Origin of the sequence: Rubricella aquisinus, from assembly GCF_014199445.1 — a bacterium.
Lineage (GTDB): Bacteria > Pseudomonadota > Alphaproteobacteria > Rhodobacterales > Rhodobacteraceae > Rubricella > Rubricella aquisinus.
The window spans coordinates 34972-54747 of record NZ_JACIJS010000002.1 but is presented as its reverse complement, the minus strand read 5'-3'; the positions used below and the strand labels follow the sequence as shown (position 1 = coordinate 54747).

General features: G+C 62.8%; 21 protein-coding genes. 10 read left to right on the top strand and 11 right to left on the bottom strand.

Annotated features, from left to right (window positions below; genetic code table 11):
* Positions 1-6: 6 nt before the first annotated feature.
* From FHS89_RS03440 to FHS89_RS03425, 4 genes are read left to right on the top strand one after another with little or no spacing between them, the layout of a single operon-like run.
* Entirely contained in the window at positions 7-984 is a 978-nt protein-coding gene (locus FHS89_RS03440; RefSeq protein WP_184008575.1) for a nuclear transport factor 2 family protein, read from the top strand.
* 48 nt (positions 985-1032) lie between these two features.
* A complete protein-coding gene (locus tag FHS89_RS03435) occupies positions 1033-2034 on the top strand; it encodes a cupin domain-containing protein (protein WP_246413570.1) in 1002 nt (333 codons plus the stop codon).
* Positions 2031-3077 (top strand): zinc-binding dehydrogenase, encoded by a 1047-nt coding sequence (locus FHS89_RS03430; RefSeq protein ID WP_184008573.1) that lies wholly within the window; start codon positions 2031-2033, stop codon positions 3075-3077. The genes FHS89_RS03435 and FHS89_RS03430 overlap by 4 nt, the downstream gene beginning before the upstream one ends.
* Before the next feature lie 3 nt (positions 3078-3080).
* Positions 3081-4193, top strand: coding sequence for a cobalamin-independent methionine synthase II family protein (locus tag FHS89_RS03425; RefSeq protein WP_184008571.1), 1113 nt, complete (start codon positions 3081-3083; stop codon positions 4191-4193).
* 63 nt (positions 4194-4256) lie between these two features.
* On the opposite strand, the gene FHS89_RS03420 is transcribed toward FHS89_RS03425, so the two are convergent.
* From FHS89_RS03420 to FHS89_RS03410, 3 genes are read right to left on the bottom strand one after another with little or no spacing between them, the layout of a single operon-like run.
* Entirely contained in the window at positions 4257-5204 is a 948-nt protein-coding gene (locus FHS89_RS03420; RefSeq protein WP_184008569.1) for a dimethyl sulfoxide reductase anchor subunit family protein, read from the bottom strand.
* 33 nt (positions 5205-5237) lie between these two features.
* Entirely contained in the window at positions 5238-5972 is a 735-nt protein-coding gene (locus FHS89_RS03415) for a 4Fe-4S dicluster domain-containing protein (protein ID WP_184008567.1), read from the bottom strand.
* Positions 5969-8878, bottom strand: a complete 2910-nt coding sequence (locus FHS89_RS03410) for a molybdopterin oxidoreductase family protein (RefSeq protein ID WP_184008565.1) — start codon at positions 8876-8878, stop codon at positions 5969-5971. Before FHS89_RS03410 ends, FHS89_RS03415 begins: the two co-directional genes overlap by 4 nt.
* Before the next feature lie 169 nt (positions 8879-9047).
* On the opposite strand from FHS89_RS03410, the gene FHS89_RS03405 reads away from it, so the two are divergent.
* On the top strand, positions 9048-9818 hold the full coding sequence (locus FHS89_RS03405) for an FCD domain-containing protein (protein ID WP_184008563.1): 771 nt from the start codon (positions 9048-9050) through the stop codon (positions 9816-9818).
* Positions 9819-9864: 46 nt separating this feature from the next.
* On the opposite strand, the gene FHS89_RS03400 is transcribed toward FHS89_RS03405, so the two are convergent.
* Entirely contained in the window at positions 9865-10971 is a 1107-nt protein-coding gene (locus FHS89_RS03400; protein WP_184008561.1) for an NAD(P)/FAD-dependent oxidoreductase, read from the bottom strand.
* A 52-nt stretch (positions 10972-11023) separates the two neighbouring features.
* Here FHS89_RS03400 and mnmC2 point away from each other — a divergent pair, with 52 nt between their 5' ends.
* Together mnmC2 and FHS89_RS03390 are read left to right on the top strand one after the other, a co-directional pair.
* The gene (mnmC2, locus tag FHS89_RS03395; RefSeq protein WP_184008559.1) at positions 11024-11689 is read left to right on the top strand and encodes a tRNA (5-methylaminomethyl-2-thiouridine)(34)-methyltransferase MnmC2; all 666 of its coding nucleotides are present in this window, start codon (positions 11024-11026) and stop codon (positions 11687-11689) included.
* A gap of 72 nt (positions 11690-11761) precedes the next feature.
* A complete protein-coding gene (locus FHS89_RS03390) occupies positions 11762-12313 on the top strand; it encodes a hypothetical protein (RefSeq protein WP_184008557.1) in 552 nt (183 codons plus the stop codon).
* On the opposite strand, the gene FHS89_RS03385 is transcribed toward FHS89_RS03390, so the two are convergent.
* From FHS89_RS03385 to dapF, 6 genes are all read right to left on the bottom strand, one after another.
* A complete protein-coding gene (locus tag FHS89_RS03385; RefSeq protein ID WP_184008555.1) occupies positions 12314-12541 on the bottom strand; it encodes a hypothetical protein in 228 nt (75 codons plus the stop codon).
* 19 nt (positions 12542-12560) lie between these two features.
* Positions 12561-13190, bottom strand: a complete 630-nt coding sequence (locus FHS89_RS03380) for a LysE family transporter (RefSeq protein ID WP_184008553.1) — start codon at positions 13188-13190, stop codon at positions 12561-12563.
* Entirely contained in the window at positions 13187-13792 is a 606-nt protein-coding gene (locus tag FHS89_RS03375) for a glutathione S-transferase (protein ID WP_184008551.1), read from the bottom strand. The genes FHS89_RS03380 and FHS89_RS03375 overlap by 4 nt, the downstream gene beginning before the upstream one ends.
* Positions 13793-13855: 63 nt before the next feature.
* Entirely contained in the window at positions 13856-14470 is a 615-nt protein-coding gene (locus tag FHS89_RS03370) for an FMN-binding negative transcriptional regulator (RefSeq protein ID WP_184008548.1), read from the bottom strand.
* A 51-nt stretch (positions 14471-14521) separates the two neighbouring features.
* Positions 14522-15787: a tRNA (N(6)-L-threonylcarbamoyladenosine(37)-C(2))-methylthiotransferase MtaB gene (mtaB, locus tag FHS89_RS03365; RefSeq protein ID WP_184008546.1), complete on the bottom strand. Its 1266-nt coding sequence runs from the start codon at positions 15785-15787 to the stop codon at positions 14522-14524.
* Complete coding sequence (gene dapF / locus FHS89_RS03360) at positions 15784-16596, bottom strand: diaminopimelate epimerase (protein WP_246413568.1); 813 nt, start codon at positions 16594-16596, stop codon at positions 15784-15786. Before dapF ends, mtaB begins: the two co-directional genes overlap by 4 nt.
* 172 nt (positions 16597-16768) lie before the next feature.
* Here dapF and FHS89_RS03355 point away from each other — a divergent pair, with 172 nt between their 5' ends.
* Genes FHS89_RS03355 through miaA form a run of 3 tightly spaced genes read left to right on the top strand, consistent with a single transcriptional unit; the run spans position 16769 to position 18803 of the window.
* Entirely contained in the window at positions 16769-16987 is a 219-nt protein-coding gene (locus FHS89_RS03355) for a hypothetical protein (protein WP_184008542.1), read from the top strand.
* An 11-nt stretch (positions 16988-16998) separates the two neighbouring features.
* Positions 16999-17898 (top strand): pseudouridine-5'-phosphate glycosidase, encoded by a 900-nt coding sequence (locus FHS89_RS03350; RefSeq protein WP_184008540.1) that lies wholly within the window; start codon positions 16999-17001, stop codon positions 17896-17898.
* Entirely contained in the window at positions 17895-18803 is a 909-nt protein-coding gene (gene miaA, locus FHS89_RS03345) for a tRNA (adenosine(37)-N6)-dimethylallyltransferase MiaA (protein WP_184008538.1), read from the top strand. Before FHS89_RS03350 ends, miaA begins: the two co-directional genes overlap by 4 nt.
* Here miaA and FHS89_RS03340 read toward each other — a convergent pair.
* Complete coding sequence (locus FHS89_RS03340; RefSeq protein WP_246413566.1) at positions 18800-19771, bottom strand: MBL fold metallo-hydrolase; 972 nt, start codon at positions 19769-19771, stop codon at positions 18800-18802. The two genes, miaA and FHS89_RS03340, sit on opposite strands and share 4 nt — an antisense overlap.
* Positions 19772-19776: the final 5 nt, after the last annotated feature.

Sequence of the window (19776 nt, the reverse complement as noted above, 5' to 3'; positions counted from 1 at the left end):
AGAACAATGACTTACAGCAATCGGTGGACAGATTTTCCCGACTATATCCTCGGCATCACGAAAGAGATTTGGGAGGATCGCGGGATCGCGACCCTTCATGACTATTACGCACCGGACCTGATCGTGCGCTCACCCGCGTCAGTCGTGGTTGGCAATCAGGCGGTGATCGGGGCCACGATGGCGACACTGGCCGAATTCCCCGACCGCCAGCTTTTGGGGGAAGATGTGATCTGGTCCGCCGATGATGGGGAGAACCCGGAGAAGGGCGCGCTCAGTTCGCACCGCATCATCTCCACCGCGACCCATGCGCGGGATGGTGTCTATGGCAAGGCAACCGGAAAGCGGCTTGAATACCGCATTCTTGCCGATTGTCATGCCGTTGGCCAAACGATCGACGACGAATGGCTGATCCGGGATCAATCCGCCATCGTGCGCCAACTGGGTTGGGAGCCGCGCGATTATGCCGCCGACTTGATCGCGCGTGAAGGCGGGCCGGAACACGCGGTGCGCCCCTGCACCCCCGCCAACGACGTCAAAGGCCCCTATCAGGGGCGCGGCAATGACCATGAGCTAGGCCAGCGCCATGCCGATCTGCTGACCCGGATCATGAATGCGGATATGGCCGCCATCGGCACCGAATATGACCGGGCGGCCCATCTGGAATACCCCGGCCATGTGACGGGTCATGGCAGGTCGGATGCCGATCAATTCTGGATGCCGCTTCGCGCGGCCTTCCCGAATGCCACATTCGAGATCCACCACCAGATCGGGCGCATGGATGACGGCTTTGCCCCCCGCTCCGCGATCCGGTGGAGCCTCACGGGCACCCATTCCGGCTGGGGCGGCTTTGGCACGCCCACGGGGATGGAGGCGCATATCATGGGCATCAGCCATGCCGAATGGGGGCCATGGGGCCTGCGCCGGGAATACACGCTTTTCGACGAAACCGCCGTGTGGAAGCAGATCCTGCTGGCCCAAGGCTGAAACACATCAAGCCCGCGAAACGGGCACATACTGGGGAAAGACACGATCATGGGACTGGACCAGACAGCAACATTAACACAAGCCGAGATGGAGGCGCGCATCGTCCGTTATGGCGATCTGCGCCCTTGTAAGACCGCCTTTATCGACGCGCACACACCCGGCTCGGATCAGAAGGAAAACTTCACGATCATCGGCGGCGGCGTGTCGGAAAGTGCCGATCAGCATGTCCACATCACCGATACGCCGGGCTTCAATATCGGGGCCGCTGGGCAGCCGCCACGCTGCCGCAACTCGCTCCATTCGCACCGCACGGCCGAAGTGTTTTTCGTGCTGTCCGGGCGCTGGCGGTTCTTCTGGGGCCGCTGGGGCAATGCGGGCGAAGTGGTGCTGGAGGAAGGCGACATCTTCAACATCCCCACCGGCATTTTCCGGGGGTTTGAGAATATCGGCACTGATTACGGGATGATCATGGCAATCCTTGGTGGCGATGACGCGGGCGGCGGCGTGATCTGGGCACCGCAAGTCATCGAAGATGCGGCCGATCACGGGCTGGTCTTGGGCGAGAACGGCAAACTCTACGACACAAAGAAAGGGCAATCCCTCCCCGATGGCATCGGCCCGATGCCGGTGCTGTCTGATGAGGCGCTCAAGGCATTTCCAGAGCCGACAACGCAGGATGTCGTCCCGAATTATGTCGCACGGTTCTATGACCTCGTGGCGCTGTCGGATCGTCAGCCCGCGCGGGTGATCGGGCCGGATGCGCTCTTGAAAGACCGCCCCGGTTTTGATGTGGATTTCATCACCTGCCATTCCATTGATCCGGCGCCCTACACCCTTGATCAGCACGAGGTGTTGATGGTGCAGAAAGGGCATTGGCGCGTGACATGGGAGGGCGGCACCACAGCCCTTGCCCCCGGGGATACTTGCGCCGTCCCACCGGGCCTGTCGCATAGCGTGACGCCCGCGATGACAGGCGATTGCGCGATGTACCGGGTTCGCTCCACCGATGATCCGGCGGGCCGTACGCTCAATGGGCCAAGTGCTGCATGACCATCCTGCCCGCCTATATGTCGGGCGTTGTGCTGACGGGGCATGGCGGGCCGGACTGCCTTGAATGGCGCCGCGATCTGCCCGTGCCGCAGCCCGGCCCGGGCGATGTGGTAGTGCGGATCGCGGCAGCGGCGGTCAACAACACCGATATCAACACGCGGGTGGGCTGGTATTCGCGCACCGGGTCTGAGGAGGATGCGGGTTGGGGGGGCACCCCCATCCCCTTCCCGCATGTGCAGGGGATCGACGGCTGCGGCCGGATCGTCGGGGTGGGCGCTGGTGTGGACCCGGCCCGCATCGGGGAGCGGGTGCTGCTGGAGACTTGCCTCTACCATGTCAACGGGGCGATGCGCGACGATCCATGGTTTCTCGGGTCCGATTGCTGGGGAACGTTCGCGCAATACACACGCATCGCCTCCGTCCATGCGCATCGCGTCACGAGCGATCTGACCGATGCAGAGCTAGCGACCTTTCCCTGCTCCTATTCCACGGCGGAGAACATGCTTACCCGCGCGCAGGTCACGGCAACGGATCATGTGCTTGTGACCGGAGCCTCCGGCGGGGTCGGCTCAGCCGCGATCCAACTGGCCAAGGCGCGCGGCGCGCAGGTGACAGCCGTGTCCACCCCTGAAAGGGCGGCCGATTTGCGCGCCATTGGAGCGGACCATGTGGTGGACCGAAACGTCCCCTTAGCGACACAGATCACCCCCGGCAGCGTGAACGTGGCGGTCGACCTTGTCGGCGGGCCAGACTGGTCCGTGCTTGTCGATTGCCTGTCGCGTGGCGGGCGGATCGCGGTCGCGGGCGCGGTTGCAGGCCCAGTGGTCAGGCTCGATCTGCGGCCCCTTTACCTAAAGGATATCAGCCTCTTTGGCTGCACCGCCCTTGATCCGGGCGTGTTTGCAAATCTCGTGAAGGTGATTGAGGCGGGCCGGATCAAGCCGCTGCTCGCCGCCACATTTCCCCTTTCCCAAATCGCGGAGGCACAAGCGGCCTTTGCGGCCAAATCATTCACGGGCAAAATCGCCCTTAACGTGGAGTAACCCATGACCGTCAAAACAACCCATGTTGGCTCCCTGCCGCGCAGCCAGAAAATCGTCGATTTCATCTTCGCCCGTGAAAAGGGCGAAACCTTCGATCAATCCGCCTTTGACGCCGCGATGACCGAAGGGGTGGATTATGTGGTGCGCAAACAGGTCGAGGCCGGCATCGACATTGTGAGCGACGGCGAAACCTCCAAAATCTCCTACGCGACCTATGTGAAGGATCGCTATACCGGGTTTTCCGGCGACAGCCCGCGCAACGCGCCCGCTGACCTCAAACAATTCCCGAGCTTTCTGCAACGGCTCGCCGATGATGGCGGCACGCCGACCTATGCCCGGCCCATGTGCACGGGAGAGGTCAAATCCAAGGGGCAGGACGAGTTGCTCAAGGATGTCGACAACCTCAAATCCGCAATGGCCAAACATGGGGCGGAGCGCGGGTTCATGAACGCGGCCTCCCCCGGCGTGATCTCCCTCTTTCTGCAAAACGACCATTATCCTAACCGCGAAGCCTATCTCGCCGCGCTCGCGGATGCGATGAAGGCCGAATATGAGACGATTGTGGGCGCTGGCCTTGATTTGCAGCTCGATTGCCCCGACCTCGCCCTGTCGCGGCACATGCTGTTTACGGACCTTACGGACGACGAGTTCCTCAAGGTGGCGAATATGCATGTCGAGGCGCTGAACTATGCCCTGTCAGACGTCGATCCGGCCAAGGTGCGCGTGCATATCTGCTGGGGCAATTACGAGGGGCCGCATACCTGCGATATCGACATGGACAAGGTGTTCTCCACCCTGATGCACACCCGCGCGCGCTATGTCCTGTTTGAAACGTCCAATCCGCGCCACGCCCATGAATGGACCGTGTTCCGCGACCGCGCCTCTGAAATCCCGGAGGATAAGGTGCTGGTGCCCGGCGTGATCGATTCCACCACGAATTTCGTGGAGCATCCCGCGCTGGTGAAAGAGCGGATTGAGAAATTCGTGAATATCGTGGGCGAAGATCGCGTGATCGCGGGGTCCGATTGTGGTTTCGGCACATTCGCGGGTTTTGGCGCGGTGGACCCTGAGATTGCATGGGCGAAACTCGCCACCCTGGCTGCGGGTGCCAAGTAACTGGGGGACCAGCCTCAAGCGATGAGCGCCCTCCGCCTGCGGGAGGGCGCAACCATCTCTACCTTACGCCGCGCGCGCACCGTAATAGAGCGTCACCACATGGCGCGCCTCTGCGAAGAACAGCCAGCGTTCCATGAACACACCAACCATCAGCGCGGCAAAGCCCGCCACCGCGACCCATCCCGCCGCGTCATAGCTGAGCGCGGCCAGCGTCAGGAACGGCACGCCAAAGGCGAACAGAAACACACCCACGCGCAGCTTATCGGCATGTTTGCGCGCGATGGTGAACCCCATTTCGCGCAGCAGGTAATTGGCCTGCGTATGTGGCCCTTCAAGAAGCCGTACATCGCCTTCGATCCCCGTGGCACTGGACGTGGTGGAGCCACTGCCCGCCCGCGTGTGCTTCCAGAACAGGAGCTTCACCACCAGCCCGGCGGCCAGCAGATAGAGCCCATACTCCGCGATCACACCCGGATTGCCGCCCGCAAGCCCAAGTATGGCCATAAAGCCCAAAAGCCCCGTGTAAAGTGCGAGGATGAGATAGGCCAACGGCGTCCAGATCGTGTGCCAACTCGGCACCGCCTTAAGAGAGGCATAGATCATGGAGGTCGTGAACACCGTCACCAATGCCCCGATCATGCCAAGGATCGCGAAAACGCGCTCCATGTCGGTCAACGCGCCCTTTAGCTCCGCTGCAGGCTCCGTCAGCATCCATGACAACCACCACAGACCAAGTGGAATGAAGGTCACGATCGCCGCGACCCCTTCCCGGCTGAGCCAGCTTGTCCGCCATTGGCTGAGAGCGCGCCATGCCCGCTCCGGATGGCCCAGATGCAGCGTGGAGGAAATGAGGCCCGACGCAACCAGCGCCAGCGCCAGCGTCAGCGCCCCCGCGTTCCAGCCGCCGGGCAGGTTGTGATCGGTCAGCGCATAGATCCCGAGCCAGATAACAAGGCCATAGCCCAGCCCCGACATCACGGTGAAATAGATAACGGATTTAGCCGGATGCATGCTGGCTTCCCCCTGCATTGAATGTCGTCTGGGTCATTTCGTCAAAACCCGATCCACAAGGCGGGCAAAAAAGCCCGCGTCGCCCACACCATCATCGGCCATGCCCACGGCCTTTAGCGCCTTTTCGGCTTCGGAGACGGTTTTGGGCCGGGGGGGCAGATATTTGTTTACGGGCTTCGTGCCCTGCTCAGGCATCAGGTCATATCCGCCGCGCTCAGCCACCAGACGGCTCAGATCGCTGTCCGGGTCTCCCAGATCGCCAAAGTGCCGCGCGCCTGCCGGGCAGGTCGAAACACAGGCCGGAACCCGCTGATCTTCCTGCAAATTCGGGTTGTAGATACGATCCACGCAGAGAGTGCATTTCTTCATCACACCCTGATCTTCATCATATTCCCGCGCGCCATAGGGACAGGCCCAAGAGCAAAGCTTACAGCCGATGCAGGTATCCGCATTGACAAGGACAATCCCGTCCTCCTCCCGCTTATAGCTCGCACCCGTCGGGCAGACGGTGACGCAGGGCGCATCATCACAATGGAGGCAGGATTTGGGGAAATGGACCGTGCGCTCCTCCGTCTCAAAGGTATGCACGCGGTTGAACCACACGCCGGACGGGTCCGGCCCGGTGGCCATCAGATCGGTCAGGGGGCCGGAATGGCCGCCCTCGTTCCATTCCTTGCAATTCACCGTGCAGGCCTGACAGCCGACACAGATATCAAGGTCGATCACAAGGCCCAGTTTCTTTTGCGTGGTTTGCGGCAAGCTGGTCATGAGCGCAGATCCTTATTCGCGATCCAGTCTTTCTGCGGGGTCGCCTGCCCCCGGCTTTCGGTCGGTTTGACGTCATCGCCATGCCGCCCGGGCCTTGGGGCCATGTTGGGATGATTGAGCGGCGGGAATTGCGGCTCGGTCGCCTCAATTTCATCGGCCGCACAGGGCGTGATCCTCACGCGAAGATCAAACCACGCCGCCTGCCCCGTGATCGGGTCAGAGTTGGAATAGCGGTGCCCATCCGATTTCGGGGGCAGCAATTCGGTTATGACATGGTTCAGCAAGAACCCTTTGTTCGATTCCGGTGCGTCCTCCGACAGGCCCCATGCGCCCTTGCGTTTGCCGATGGCGTTCCATGTCCAAACCGTGTCGCGGTTCACACCGTCCATGGTTTTGACCTGACCTTTGACGCGGCCATGGGGGCTGTCGATCCAGATCCATTGATCGTCCTCGATGCCCAGTTCCGCCGCCTTTGCCCGGTGCATGAACAGGCGGTTTTGCGCTGTGATCTGGCGCAGCCACGTGTTCTGACTGCCCCATGAATGATACATGTGCATCGGGCGTTGGGTCAGTGCGTGCAAGGGATAGCCCTGCTCGTCCGCGCCCTCTTCCTCAAACGGGGTGTACCAGATCGGCAAAGGGTCAAACATGTCATGGACCCGCTTGCGATGTTGTTCGGGCGGTTGGCGGTCGCCATGGCCCTCTGCCGCAAGGCGGAATTTTTGCAAATGTTCAGAGTATAGCTGGAACACAATCGGCTCTGCCGACGGGATCCACCCCATCCGGTGCGCATGCGCCAGATAGTTTGCGTTGGCATGCTTGAGGAATTGCGCCTCCATCGGCAGATGTTCCTGCCAAAAGCCGCCATTCTCGATATACTTCTGAAGCTGGTTGGGGTTGGGCGCGCCACGCCCATGCTGGTCACCATCCTCCCCGCGCCATCCGGCCAGCGGGCCAAGTGCTGCGCCGCGCTCATGATTGACGATGTAGTCAGCATAACCGCCGGGGAATTTGTTGGACCCATCCTCATTCGTCATGCCCGGCAGGCCAAGCCGCGCGCCAAGCTCCAACAGAACAGTCTGGAAGGGTCGCACATCCCGATCCGGCTCCACCACCGGCTGGCGGATCGCATCCGCCCCGCCATGCGCGCTGGAGATCGGGCGATCCAAGAGGGAGATGCAATCCCACCGCTCCAGATAGGTCGTATCGGGCAGGATCAGATCGGCATAGGCGATCGTCTCGGACCAATACGCGTCGGAATAGATGAATTTCGGGATTTTGTAGCTGCCATCCGCGTTCTTATCCGTCAGGTATTTCATGGCCTGACCGGGATTCATCGCGGAGTTCCAGCCCATATTCGCCATATACATAAAGAGCACATCGACAGGGTACGGATCACCGGCCCACGCGTTGTGCATCACCATATGCATCAGTCCATGGGCCGCGATGGGATGCTCCCAGCTATAGGCCTTGTCGATGCGCAGGGGCTGGCCGTTGTCATCAACGAGCAGATCCTCCGGCCCAGTCGGGTTGCCAATGGGCATCCCCTTGAGCGCCTCACCGGGGGTGAAGGGCGGCTGCGCGGGCTTTGGCCCCGGGGGGATCGGCTTCGGGAACGGTGCCTTGAAACGCCAGCCCCCCGGACAATCGACGGAGCCGAGCAGTACTTGCAGGATATGGATCGCGCGGCAGGTGTGAAAACCGTTGGAATGGGCCGAAATCCCGCGCATCGCGTGCATCGCGACGGGGCGACCAGTGATTTTGTCGTGCTTCTTGCCCGTCCAATCCTCCCATTCCACATCGAGGGTGATTTCCTTCTCAAACGCGGCTTCGGCAAGTTCGGCGGCGATACGTTTGATTTGCGCCGCACTGACACCGGTGGTTTTCTCAACCGCTTCGGGCGCATAATCCGTGGACAGATACCGCCGCGCCAGCAGCTCAAAGGAGGGCACCACCACGGTTCCATCCTCCAGCGTGAACCGCCCGGTGAGCATCGGGGAGGTCCCGGCCTTCGCCGGAACAGCCCCATCGTTGCGATCCCAAGTCAGCGGCTCACCGTCCGCGTCGCGCGCGAACAGGCCGTGGTTCGCGGTGCCCGGCGCGTCGATCACCAGCCAATGCGCGTTGGTGTAGCGCACCAGATAGTCCCAATCGATCTTATCCGCCTTGAGCAACTCATGAATGAGCGCAAAGATGAATAGACCGTCCGTGCCGGGGCGCACGGGCACCCAATCGTCCGCAATCGCGGAATACCCGGTGCGTACCGGGTTCACGGACACGAATTTCGCGCCGCGCGTCTTGAGGCGACCAAGGCCCGCTTTGATCGGGTTGCTGTCGTGATCTTCGGCCACGCCGAACATCAGGAAATATTCGGCCCGGTCCCAATCCGGCTCTCCGAATTCCCAGAACGCGCCGCCAAGGGTGTAGAGCCCCCCTGCCGCCATGTTGACGGAGCAAAAGCCGCCATGGGCCGCGAAATTGGGGGTGCCGAACTGCGCGGCCCACCAGCCGGTCAGGCTTTGTGACTGATCCCGGCCCGTGAAGAACGCGAGCTTCTTCGGGTCAGTGTTGCGCACCGTGCCGAGCCATTCGGACGCCAGCGCCAGCGCCTCATCCCATTCGATCTCCTCAAAATCGCCAGCGCCCCGCTCCCCCACGCGCTTGAGCGGTTTTGACAGGCGCGCCTGGCTGTAATGGTTCATCAGACCGGCGGAGCCCTTGGCGCAGAGCACGCCCTTGTTCACCGGATGGTCGGGATTGCCGTCGATATAACGGATTTTGCCGTTCTTCATGTGCACGCGGATGCCGCAGCGGCAAGCGCACATGTAACAGGTGGTACATTTCACCTCATCCGCGACGACCGGTGTGACATCAACCTCTTCGCGGACGGTTTCAAACGGGTTCATGGGGCCTCCCAAGGCGATTGAGTCTTATATAAGAGTTGTGGCGACACTAGGCCGGGGCACCCCCCTTTCGCAACCCTTTTCCTGTCAAAACCGTGATTGGATATATCACCTGTTGCCCTCTGGCAGTGCTGGTCATATATTTTTACCAATTAGAGCGAGGGGCCGCGCCATGCCGTTTCAAAAGATCACGCCCGAACGGGTGTCCGATGCGATCACCCGCCAGATCGAAACGCTGATCCTGCGCGGCGTGCTGCGCCCGGGGGAGCGGCTTCCGGCGGAACGGGATTTGGCAGCGAAACTCGGGGCTTCCCGCCCGTCCTTGCGCGATGCCTTGGCAGAATTGGAAGAGCGCGGGCTTGTGGTGACCCGGCCCGGCGCGGGCGCGTTTGTGGCGGATGTGTTGGGCTCCGCCTTCGCCCCACCGCTGATCGAATTATTTGCCACCCATGACGAGGCGCTGTTCGACTATCTTGCCTTCCGTAAAGACCTTGAAGGCATGGCCGCAGAGCGCGCCGCCCGCTTTGCCACCCCCACCGATCACGCGGTCATCGACGAGATTTTCAAACAGATGGAAGCTGCGCACTCCAAGCGCAACCCGGATGAAGAAGCAGGGCTCGACGCCGATTTCCACATGGCCATCGTGGAGGCCGCGCATAACGTGGTGATGCTGCACATGATGCGCTCCATGTTCGATCTGCTGAAGAAAGGCGTGTTCTACAACCGGCGGCTTTTGTTTGGCGTGCGCGACACCCGTGATCTGCTGCTCGACCATCACCGGACAATGCATCACGCGATCATGAACCGGAACCCGGCGGAAGCCCGCGCGGCGGTCGAAGAGCATCTTGGCTTTATCGAGAACGCAATGCGGGAGCATGTGCGCGTTCATGCGCAGGAAGAGATTGCAAAGCTGCGCTATCAGCATGTGAAAGATATCGCCTGACGGCGATGATGCCTCCGGCGGGAGGTATTTTCGGAAAAAAGAGGCGCTAGTCGCCCTTGCCCAGATGATGCGCGACGCGGAAGGTTTCGGGTGTGCGGGCCTCGCCTGTGTCGACCTCGTGCAGCACGTCACGGGCGGCTTTCGCGGCGATGCCAAAGCTGATCTTGAACCCTGCCATCATCGCGAAGACACCCGGCGCGCCGGGCACAGACCCAAGCATCGGATCGCGACCATTGCCGCGCGGGCGCAGACCCGCCCAGCGGCGCGATGGGGTGACCCCTCTGATCCATGGGCACAAGGCGCGCGCGCGATCGAGAGAGGCATCCAGCAGTGCGTCCGTCCCGCAGGAATCGTCAAACACCCGTTCGCTCGTCGCCCCAATCGCAATCGTGCCATCGGCATGGGGCAAAACATACGTCCCATTGCCGTAGATCAGCGGCATATCCGCAGGGGCCGCGATGGGAAGTGTCAGCGCCTGCCCCTTCTCAGCCCGGCCCGGCACCTCCGCCACCAGTGGGGCGATCAACTCAAAGGCCGGGACGCCCGCGGCAAGGATGATGGTTTCTGCTTTGATCGGGCCATCGGTGGTCTCAACGACACCGGGGGCCACGCCCGTGACCGTGCATGCGGTGCGGATCTGCCCGCCACGGGCCGTAATCGCCGCCGCAAGGCTCGCGATCAGGCGGCGCGGGGCCACGCGGGCCGTGAGTGTGTCGAACAGCCAAGCTTCTGCCATATCAGGCGCGGCCCAATCGGGGGCCATATCCGCCGGGCGCAAGTCCATCTCCGCCATCCCGGCCCAATGTGCGCGCGCGCCTGCAAGCCGCTCCTCGGTATGATCGAGCGCGCGGCCCGTAAGGGGCTGGAGCCTGCCAATGCGGCCATAGCCAGAGGTCAGGCCGGATGCTGCATCCACTTGCGCGATGTCCTTTTCCAAGGTGCAGAGGGCCTCAAACTGGTATTGCTTCTTAGGGTTCCAGCGGTCCGGCAGATGGGGGGCAAGGGCACCGATCATGCCACCCGACGCGCCCGCGCCGGGCTCAGCCCTATCGAGCACCAGAACCGAGCGTCCGGCCTCCAAAGCCGCCCAAGCGGACCAGAGCCCCATGACCCCGCCGCCGATCACCACAAGGTCCGCGCCTTGTCTTGCCATTGATGCCGCTCCCCCGATATGACGCGGCAGATGTAGCGGAAGGCAGGGCAAGATGCAAAATCCCGATCTTGACTGGCGGGCGGATGGCGTGCCGGTGTCGCGCCAATTCGACGATCCTTATTATTCGCTTCAGGACGGGTTGGCGGAAACGCGGCACACGTTTCTGGACGGCAATGACCTGCCCTCACGGCTGTGCGATGGGTTTCATATTGCCGAGCTTGGCTTTGGGACCGGGCTGAACCTGTGTGCGACGCTACACCTGTGGCGCACATTGGGCTGTGAGGGGCGGTTGCGCTACACCAGTTTTGAGGCTTATCCGCTGACGGCGGAGGCGATGGATCGCGCGCTCGCCGCGTGGCCCGATCTTGCGCGGGAGCGGGCCGAATTGCGTGCCGCCTACCGCGCAGGCGCGTTCCGCCTTGGGCCAGTGGATGTGGATATCCGGGTGGGTTTGGCGCAGGAAACGCTGCCAAACTGGCAAGATTTCGCCGATGCGTGGTTTCTGGACGGGTTCAGCCCGGCGCGCAATCCCGATATGTGGAGCGCCGAATTGATGGCCGAGATTGGCCGTCACACGGCCAAGAATGGCAGTTTTGCCACCTATACGGCCGCCGGGCATGTGCGCCGGGCGTTGGAATCGGCCGGATTTGCGGTGGAGCGGCGTCCCGGCTTTGGCCGCAAACGCCACATGACGCGGGGGCAGTTCACGCAAAAGTAACGGCGCGGTGCTGTTATTCTCATCTGAGCCGTTCTAGCCAGACATATCTGCTATCAACACAGGACCTTACCGATGAAACCCCTCGTTACAGCCTCGCTTATATGTCTTGTTGGCCTGTCGGCGTGCTCTCCGTTCCGCTCTGGCGGCGAATCCGTTGTGTCTGCCTCCTCCGTTGGTCAGCAAAGCATGGTGGAGCGGTGCCGCGTGCTCGATGTGCGCGAAATCACCATTCGCGATGACAATGCGAATGGCGCGGGCACTGTGGTCGGTACCGTTGCCGGTGGGATCATTGGCAACGCGGCGGGCCGTGAAGTTGGCGCTGGTGTTGGCAATGAGTTGGCCCGTGGCCTTGGCTCCCTTGCGGGTGCGGCATTGGGTGCTGCGGCGGGTGAAGCCTTTGATCAGGACAACGCGCAGCGTCAGGGTCTGGAATATTCCGTGATCCTTGCCGATGGCCGCGAAACCATCGTCATTCAGGAATATTTCGAAGGCGACCGCATCGCACAGCCCGGATCGACCTGCCGGATCGAGACGAACCTTGCCACCAATGCCGCGCGCATTCTGCCGGGGGAAAACCTGCCGGGCACCGTCGCGGCACCAGAGCGCACGCGCGTGGCCTATTGATTAGCCAAAGAGGCGCGGCTTGAGCTTCAGGAGCGTCTCATTGGTTTCACGCGATGCGATGCGTCCGGTTTCCACCGCATGTTCGATCGCGCTGGCCTGTACCATGGCGGCGACCAATTCCGGGTGCGCCGCCGCATAGCCCTGCCCCATCGCCGCATCAATCGCGGCGATGGCATCCTCAAGGTGGCGCGCGGCCCGCGCGCTGGCTGTGGAGCGTGTATCGGTCATGTGAGGGGGAGATGGCGCATCATGCCCCGATGACAAGATCGCGGATCAGTTTTGCCGCGACAAACAGGAAAAACACACCCACGCCCGCATTCACGACCGGCGCCCAACGCGCATAAATCCGCGCCGCTGGCCTTGTGGAAAACATCAGCGCGTAAAACACATGCCCCGTCACCGCGAGAATAGACGAGCCAACGACCAGCAGCGCCATATCACCCGGTGTCGCCCGATCCACCGGGAACACGCTGAGGATCACCAGCCATGTGGTCATCGCCTTGGGGTTGGTCGCAAGTATCGCGAGAGAGCCGAGGAACGCGCGCCGTGCGCTCATCCCCTTGGTCGCATCGACGGACACGCGCGCCCGAGCCCGCTTGAAAAATCGGGTGGCAAACCAGATCAGCAGCGCCGCGCCAATCCCGGTCAGCAGGGTCTCCGCCCATGGCACCACGCGAAAGAGCGCGGCCACGCCAAGCACGGTCGCGAGGCTCCAGATCGCCACACCGGGCCCCACGGCAATCGCACAGGCCAGCCCGGCCCGCCGTCCTGATCCCATTGCGGTGCCGATGGTGTTGAGCACATTCGGGCCGGGCGACAGGATGTTGATCCCAAAAAACACCCATACCGCGATGAATTCCGCCAGCGGCAGCGTCACGCTGGGCGGGTCGCCTGAAGCGCGGGCCGTTCGGACACCGCCGCGAACCACTCCGCAAGCGCGGGATGCCTTCCCCGCCAGCCGCGCGCATCAAGTCGGAAGTCGAGATAGCCAAGCGCTGAGGCGACCGCGATATGGCCCATCGTCATGGGGCCGGACAGGAACGCGATCCAGCGCCCTTCCAGCGCATCAAGCGCGCGGGCGATCTTATCCCACTGGCCTTCGACCCATCCTTCATGGCGCATCGCCTCATCGCGGATGCGCGCTTCATAGACGATCGCGAGGGCTGCATCGAGCATTCCGTCCGCCAGCGCCTCCAGCGTCAGGATATCCCAACGCGCAGAACCCGTCCCGTAAAGCCCCGCCCCCGCCAGATCATCAAGATAGGCACAGATCACCCGACTGTCATAAAGCGCTGGTCCCGTGTCCCGAACAAGGCACGGAATTTTGCCCAACGGGTTGACCGTCACGGGCATCGTGCCCGGATCAGCAGCATTGCCTGCCACGGTCGTCAGGTGCACCTGATCCATCAGGCCAGTTTCGTGCAACAGAATGCGCACCTTGCGGCAATAGGGGGACGCGGGATTGTCGTAGAGCTGCATGGCGGATCCTTGCGGTTGGGTTTGGCGAGACGCTACCGGGACCGGGCGCTCCGGCGCAAGGGGTCAGGGCGGATCGCGCATCCATGCGGCCAGAGCGTCAAGCTCCGATCCCGTCCCCTCCGCCACCCGGTCCGCCGCGGCAAGACGCACGGCCTCGGGCTTGTTCTGGCCCAATTTCCAGGTTGAGCGCAGATCAGTCACCCTCATCGTGATGGGCAGGATCATGCGCATCATCCGCTCCGCCACGTCGGGGGTCATCTTATCCATGGTCCAAGGCTTTTTGCCCGCCATGCGGCCCTCGAAATCCGCGGAAAGCGTATCAAGCACCGGGCGCATTTCCTCAGGCTTGCCGGTCTGTAACCGGCCTTCCAGATGCACGGCGATGTAATTCCATGTCGGCACCTGATCATCCACGCCATACCAATCGGGAGAGATATAGGCATCCGGCCCAGTGACGGTCAGCACGGCATCGCACCCGTCCCGCGCAGCGCGCGCAATCGGGTTGGAGCGCATCAGATGCGCGGTCACAAGGCTCCCATCCTCGGACAGGGTAAAGGGCACATGTGCCACCATCGGCACCCGCTCCCCATTCACGAGGAACGCCCCAAAACCGCGCGCCCGCACAAATTCAAGGCTGCGTGCGGCCTCGACGCCGCGAAAAATGGGATTGGGATGCATGGCCCGGCCTTTCCGTCACAATAGGTCTGAGCGGAAAGCGTTACGCCGGGTTCAGGCCGCTGTCAGCCTCTTTCCATCATGGCCGATGATTTTTGCGGTAACAATTGTGCCAACAGGTTGCGGGTCGGCAAAATGTGTCTCGGTAAAGGCTTCCGTCCGGCCCATATCGGGGCTTTCGATCAGGATACGGTGGATTTGCCCGGCCTGTGCGGCAAGGTGGGTTGTCACCTGCTGCTCCCCGATGGCGCGCAGGCGCGCGGCGCGCTCCTTGATCACAGCCTTTTCCAACTGCGGCATCCGCGCGGCGGGCGTGCCTTTGCGCGGGGAGAACGGGAACACATGCAGCCATGTCAGCCCGCAGTCCTCAACCAAGCGGAGAGAATTCTGGAACATCTCCTCCGTCTCCGTCGGGAAGCCCGCGATGATATCGGCACCGAACACCACATCGGGGCGTGCGGCGCGCATATCCGCCGCAAAGGCAATCGCATCCTCGCGGGAATGCCGCCGCTTCATCCGCTTCAGGATCATGTTGTCCCCTGCCTGTAAGGACAGGTGCAGATGCGGCATCAGGCGCGGTTCGGTCGCGATGGCCTCGATCAAAGCGGGATCAGCTTCCACCGAGTCGATGGAGCTGATCCGCAGGCGCGGCAAATCCGGGACCAGCGTCAGAATGCGCCGCACCAGATCGCCAAAGCGCGGCTCGCCCGGCAGGTCCGCGCCCCATGAGGTGATATCGACACCCGTAAGCACCACCTCATTGTAGCCTCGCGCCACAAGCCGCTGAATTTGCTCAACAACCACGCCCGCCGGAACGGAGCGTGAATTGCCCCGGCCATAGGGAATGATGCAGAAGGTGCAGCGGTGATCGCAGCCATTCTGGACTTGCACATAAGCCCGCGCGCGGGTGCCGAACCCATCAATCAGATGGCCCGCCGTTTCTGTCGCGGACATGATGTCATTGACCTGCACCTTTTCGGTCGGTCCGACGAAATCGGGGGTCTGGGCGAGGCGCTGCCATGCTTGTGGCTGCATCTTTTCCAGATTGCCGAGGACGACGGATACTTCCTCCATCTTGGCAAACGTCTCCGGCTCTGTCTGTGCGGCGCAGCCCGTGACGACAATCCGCTTGCCGGGGTTTTCGCGGGCCATGCGGCGGATGGATTGGCGGGCCTGCCGCACGGCCTCTGCCGTGACAGCGCAGGTGTTGACGACAATCGCATCATCCACGCCCGCCTGTGCGGCAAGGTCTTTCATCGCTTCGGTCTCATACGCGTTCAACCGACAGCCGAACGTCGCGAATGTAGGCGCCTCGGTCATGCCGCCCCCGCCAGAAACGCGTCAGAGAATGTGCCTTCGAATGTGAGCGCCGTCTCCCCCGTCATCCAGACGCCATCCTCGCGCCAGTCGATATCGAGCGGTCCACCGTCGAGGATGACACGGACCGTGCGCTCCGTCAGACCCCGCAAAGCAGCCGCAACCGCCACCGCACAGGCGCCAGAGCCGCAGGCCTGCGTGATCATCCCGCCCCGCTCCCAGACCCGCATCCGCAAGGTGCTGCGGTCGATAACCTGCACGAATTCCACATTGGTCCGCTCCGGGAAAAGGGGATCATGCTCGAACCGGGCCCCAAGTGTGGGAAGGTCCACCTGCGCCACGTCCTCGACAAAGAACACACAATGGGGATTGCCCATGCCCACCGCCGCAGGGCTCCCGTCAAGCGGCAGGGGATCAAGCGGAATGTCGCGCGCCAACGGCACCCGGTCCCATGTCAGCTCCGGCGCGCCCATATTCACGCGGATGCGGCCATCGGCGCAGTGCTCGGCCTGCAAGAGGCCCCGCTCCGTCCGCAGGGTCAGCCTGTCCGTGCCCAGATCGTCGAACACCAGCCGCGCCGCGCAGCGCGTGCCATTGCCACAGGCCCCGGCGGTCGAGCCATCGGCGTTCCAGAAATCAAGCGTCACATCCGCCCCGTCGCCATCGCGCAGCACGATCAACTGGTCAAACCCGACGCCGCGATGCCGATCCCCAATGGCACGCACCAACGGCGCGGACAGGCGCACATCCTGCCCCCGCGCATCAAGCATGACAAAGTCATTGCCCAGTCCGTGCATTTTAAGGAACCGCATCGCCATCGGACCCTGCCCTCGATTGAGTGATATGGCGGGCACATACTCCTTTTGGCCCGATGCGTCCAGTCTGCCCGAGGCCACGATGCGCCTGACGCGGCGCAAGGCCACGCTTGCACCCTGCCCCTGCTCTATGGGATAGGCGGGCAGAGGATTTGATACGAGGCGCGAAATGAACTTGGACATCATGGTCTATATCGGCGGCGTGACCACGGCCATCGGGCTGGCTGGCCTGATCTACTGCATTCTGGAGGCCAAGCGCCTGAAAAAGGACAAGCCCGACCCGGATGTGGCGCGGGTGCGGTTGCGCACGCTTGTGGCGGTCAACATGGGTTCGGTCGCGGTGGCGTTCATGGGGTTGGCGTTTGTGGTTCTGGGATTGATGCTGTGAGCGGCCCCCGGATGCTCTTTAGTCCGGAGGTCGAGGCCGCCCGCGCGGCAGGCGCGCCGATCGTGGCGCTGGAAAGCACCATCATCACCCATGGCATGCCCTATCCGCAAAACCGGGAGACCGCCGAGGCTGTAGAGGACGTCATCCGCAACGAAGGCGCTGTCCCCGCGACCATCGCGGTGATCGACGGCGCGCTCCATATCGGGCTGACCGACGCGCAGCTCGAAGCACTGGCCCAAGCGCCCGATGTGCTGAAACTGTCGCGCGCCGATATGGCTGCCGCGATGGCGATGGGGCGCACGGGTGCCACCACCGTTGCCGCCACGATGATCGCCGCGCGCATGGCTGGGATCGCCGTTTTTGCCACGGGAGGCATTGGGGGCGTGCATCGGGGCGTGGCCGAAACGCTCGATATCTCCGCCGATCTTTTGGAGCTTGCGCAGACACCCGTGAGCGTGGTGGCGGCTGGACCGAAAGCGATCCTCGACATTGAGAAAACGCTCGAAGTGCTTGAAACGAATGGCGTTCCGGTGATCGGCTACGGCGTGGATCACCTCCCCGCTTTCTGGTCCCGTGACAGCGGCCTGCCCGCCCCGATCCGCATGGACACCCCCGCCCAGATCGCTCAGGCGCATCAGATGCGCGCCGCGATGGGCCTGCCGGGTGGGCAGTTGATCGCCAATCCAATCCCGGTCGCGGATGAAATCCCCGCGCATGTCATAGGCCCGATCATCGAGGACGCGCTTGCGGATGCCGAGGCTGAGCATGTGACGGGCAAAGCCGTGACGCCCTTCCTGCTGCAACGGATATTTGAGCGGACCAGCGGCCATTCCCTGACTGCGAATATCGCCTTGGTGAAGAACAACGCGCGCCTTGCTGCTCAGATCGCGGCGGCCCTGTCCGCGCCGTGACGCCTGTTCTGATCGCTGGCCCCACGGCTTCGGGCAAATCCGCGCTTGCCATGGCAGTGGCAGCGCGGGATGGGGGCGTGATCGTCAATGCCGATGCCTTGCAGGTCTATGCGTGTTGGCAGGTGCTGACCGCACGGCCCACGGATGCTGAAACCGCCCAAGCGCCGCACCGGCTCTACGGTCATGTGGGCGCGCGCGTGCCCTATTCGACGGGGCGCTGGCTGCGGGAGGTCGCAGCCGAAATCGCGGCCATCGAGGACGCGGGGCAACGCCCGATCATCGTCGGCGGAACCGGCCTCAATTTCACCGCGTTGACAGACGGGCTCGCTGATATTCCAGAAACCCCACCTGAAATCCGGGCGGAAGGAAATGCGCTGATGGCCCGGCACGGCTTGGCATGGTTTGTGGAGCACCTGCGCATCACTGATCCCGAAAGCCTGTCCCGGCTTGACCAGAACAATCCGATGCGGGTGCAGCGCGCATGGGAGGTGTTGCAAGCCACCGGGCGCGGGATCGCGGCATGGCATAGCAACACGCCGCCACCGATCCTGCCGCTGACCGACTGCGTGCCGATTGCGCTGACGCCCAGGCCAGAGTGGCTGAACGCGCGGATCGCGCAACGCTTCGCCGCGATGCTGGATCAGGGGGCGGTTGAGGAGGTCCGCCGCTGGATTGAGGCCGGTCACGACAGCGCCCTGCCCGCTGCCAAGGCCATCGGACGCGCTGAGATCACCGATTGGCTCAACGGGCATCTGACACGCGAGGAAGTCATCGAGCGTGGCAGCATAGCCACCCGCCAATATGCCAAACGGCAGCGCACATGGATCAGAAACCGGTTTCAAGCATGGCAGACCCTGTCGCCGGAGGACGGGCTCGACGCAGCCCTTGCCCGCGTGCCGCGCTAAAGCTGCGCCTGTAGCCTTTCTAACCGTTTGACAAGATCGTCCCGCAGCCAGTGTTCAGGCGGAACCAGCCGCTCGAATACGGTCTCAAGACCAAGTGGCCCCTGCGCCACGATCAGCTTTTCCTCTTCCAGCCACAAAAGATAGGCCAGCACGTTGCAGGCAGCGGCGGGGATCAGCACCTCAGGCGTGTCGTTATAGGTCGCGCGGGCAAACGCCATCGGCGTGACCGGTCCATCGCAGAGCGCGATATCCACCTGCCGCGCGCGCATCCGCCGATGAACGTGGAGCGTCTGGGCACGGGCCGACACGTCCTCAATCGGCTCCCCATGCCCGGCATAACCGCAGGTCAGATCGGTGCGCTTTGCGATCCGTTTCAGCGCCACCTGGTAGGGTTTCCAGTCGCCCTCTGGCGGGGCGATCATGCTCGTGGCCCAACCCATGATATGATCCCCGGTAAAGAGCGCCATCGGCTCCCGCCAGAGAAAGCACATATGGTTGGGCAAATGGCCGGGCGTGTGATGCGCCTCCAGCGACCAGTCCTCTTCTTCGATGACATCGCCGGTTTTCAGGGGATGATCCGGATAGAACATGCGGTCCACCCCACCATCCATGCCCAGATCGAGCCCCTGCGCGCGCCGCCGTGTCATCACCCGCGACAGCCCTGAATAGGCCGAGCCATAGGCATAGATCGGCGCGCCGCACTGCTCCTGCAACAGGCGCGCGCCGGGGGAATGGTCCACATGTGCATGGGTGACGAAGATATGCGCGATCTCCTGCCCCGGCTCCAGCGCGCGCAGGATCGCGTCGATATGCGCCGGGTCAGCCGGGCCGGGATCAATCACCGCCAGCCGCTTTGTTCCCAAAAGATAGGTATTGGTCCCGGTGAAGGTCATCGGGCTGGGGTTATCCGCCCGCAATCGCCGCAATCCGGGCGCCAGTGTCACAAGACGGCTCTCAGGCTGAGACAAGAGTT

What these genes read in the sequence shown, in the direction of transcription:
- FHS89_RS03440 (WP_184008575.1), top strand. Translation starts at nt 7, where the DNA reads ATGACTTACAGCAATCGGTGGACAGATTTTCCCGACTATATCCTCGGC.
- FHS89_RS03435 (WP_246413570.1), top strand. Translation starts at nt 1,033, where the DNA reads ATGGGACTGGACCAGACAGCAACATTAACACAAGCCGAGATGGAGGCG.
- FHS89_RS03430 (WP_184008573.1), top strand. Translation starts at nt 2,031, where the DNA reads ATGACCATCCTGCCCGCCTATATGTCGGGCGTTGTGCTGACGGGGCAT.
- FHS89_RS03425 (WP_184008571.1), top strand. Translation starts at nt 3,081, where the DNA reads ATGACCGTCAAAACAACCCATGTTGGCTCCCTGCCGCGCAGCCAGAAA.
- FHS89_RS03420 (WP_184008569.1), bottom strand. Translation starts at nt 5,204, where the DNA reads ATGCATCCGGCTAAATCCGTTATCTATTTCACCGTGATGTCGGGGCTG.
- FHS89_RS03415 (WP_184008567.1), bottom strand. Translation starts at nt 5,972, where the DNA reads ATGACCAGCTTGCCGCAAACCACGCAAAAGAAACTGGGCCTTGTGATC.
- FHS89_RS03410 (WP_184008565.1), bottom strand. Translation starts at nt 8,878, where the DNA reads ATGAACCCGTTTGAAACCGTCCGCGAAGAGGTTGATGTCACACCGGTC.
- FHS89_RS03405 (WP_184008563.1), top strand. Translation starts at nt 9,048, where the DNA reads ATGCCGTTTCAAAAGATCACGCCCGAACGGGTGTCCGATGCGATCACC.
- FHS89_RS03400 (WP_184008561.1), bottom strand. Translation starts at nt 10,971, where the DNA reads ATGGCAAGACAAGGCGCGGACCTTGTGGTGATCGGCGGCGGGGTCATG.
- mnmC2 (WP_184008559.1), top strand. Translation starts at nt 11,024, where the DNA reads ATGCAAAATCCCGATCTTGACTGGCGGGCGGATGGCGTGCCGGTGTCG.
- FHS89_RS03390 (WP_184008557.1), top strand. Translation starts at nt 11,762, where the DNA reads ATGAAACCCCTCGTTACAGCCTCGCTTATATGTCTTGTTGGCCTGTCG.
- FHS89_RS03385 (WP_184008555.1), bottom strand. Translation starts at nt 12,541, where the DNA reads ATGACCGATACACGCTCCACAGCCAGCGCGCGGGCCGCGCGCCACCTT.
- FHS89_RS03375 (WP_184008551.1), bottom strand. Translation starts at nt 13,792, where the DNA reads ATGCAGCTCTACGACAATCCCGCGTCCCCCTATTGCCGCAAGGTGCGC.
- FHS89_RS03370 (WP_184008548.1), bottom strand. Translation starts at nt 14,470, where the DNA reads ATGCATCCCAATCCCATTTTTCGCGGCGTCGAGGCCGCACGCAGCCTT.
- mtaB (WP_184008546.1), bottom strand. Translation starts at nt 15,787, where the DNA reads ATGACCGAGGCGCCTACATTCGCGACGTTCGGCTGTCGGTTGAACGCG.
- dapF (WP_246413568.1), bottom strand. Translation starts at nt 16,596, where the DNA reads ATGCGGTTCCTTAAAATGCACGGACTGGGCAATGACTTTGTCATGCTT.
- FHS89_RS03355 (WP_184008542.1), top strand. Translation starts at nt 16,769, where the DNA reads ATGAACTTGGACATCATGGTCTATATCGGCGGCGTGACCACGGCCATC.
- FHS89_RS03350 (WP_184008540.1), top strand. Translation starts at nt 16,999, where the DNA reads ATGCTCTTTAGTCCGGAGGTCGAGGCCGCCCGCGCGGCAGGCGCGCCG.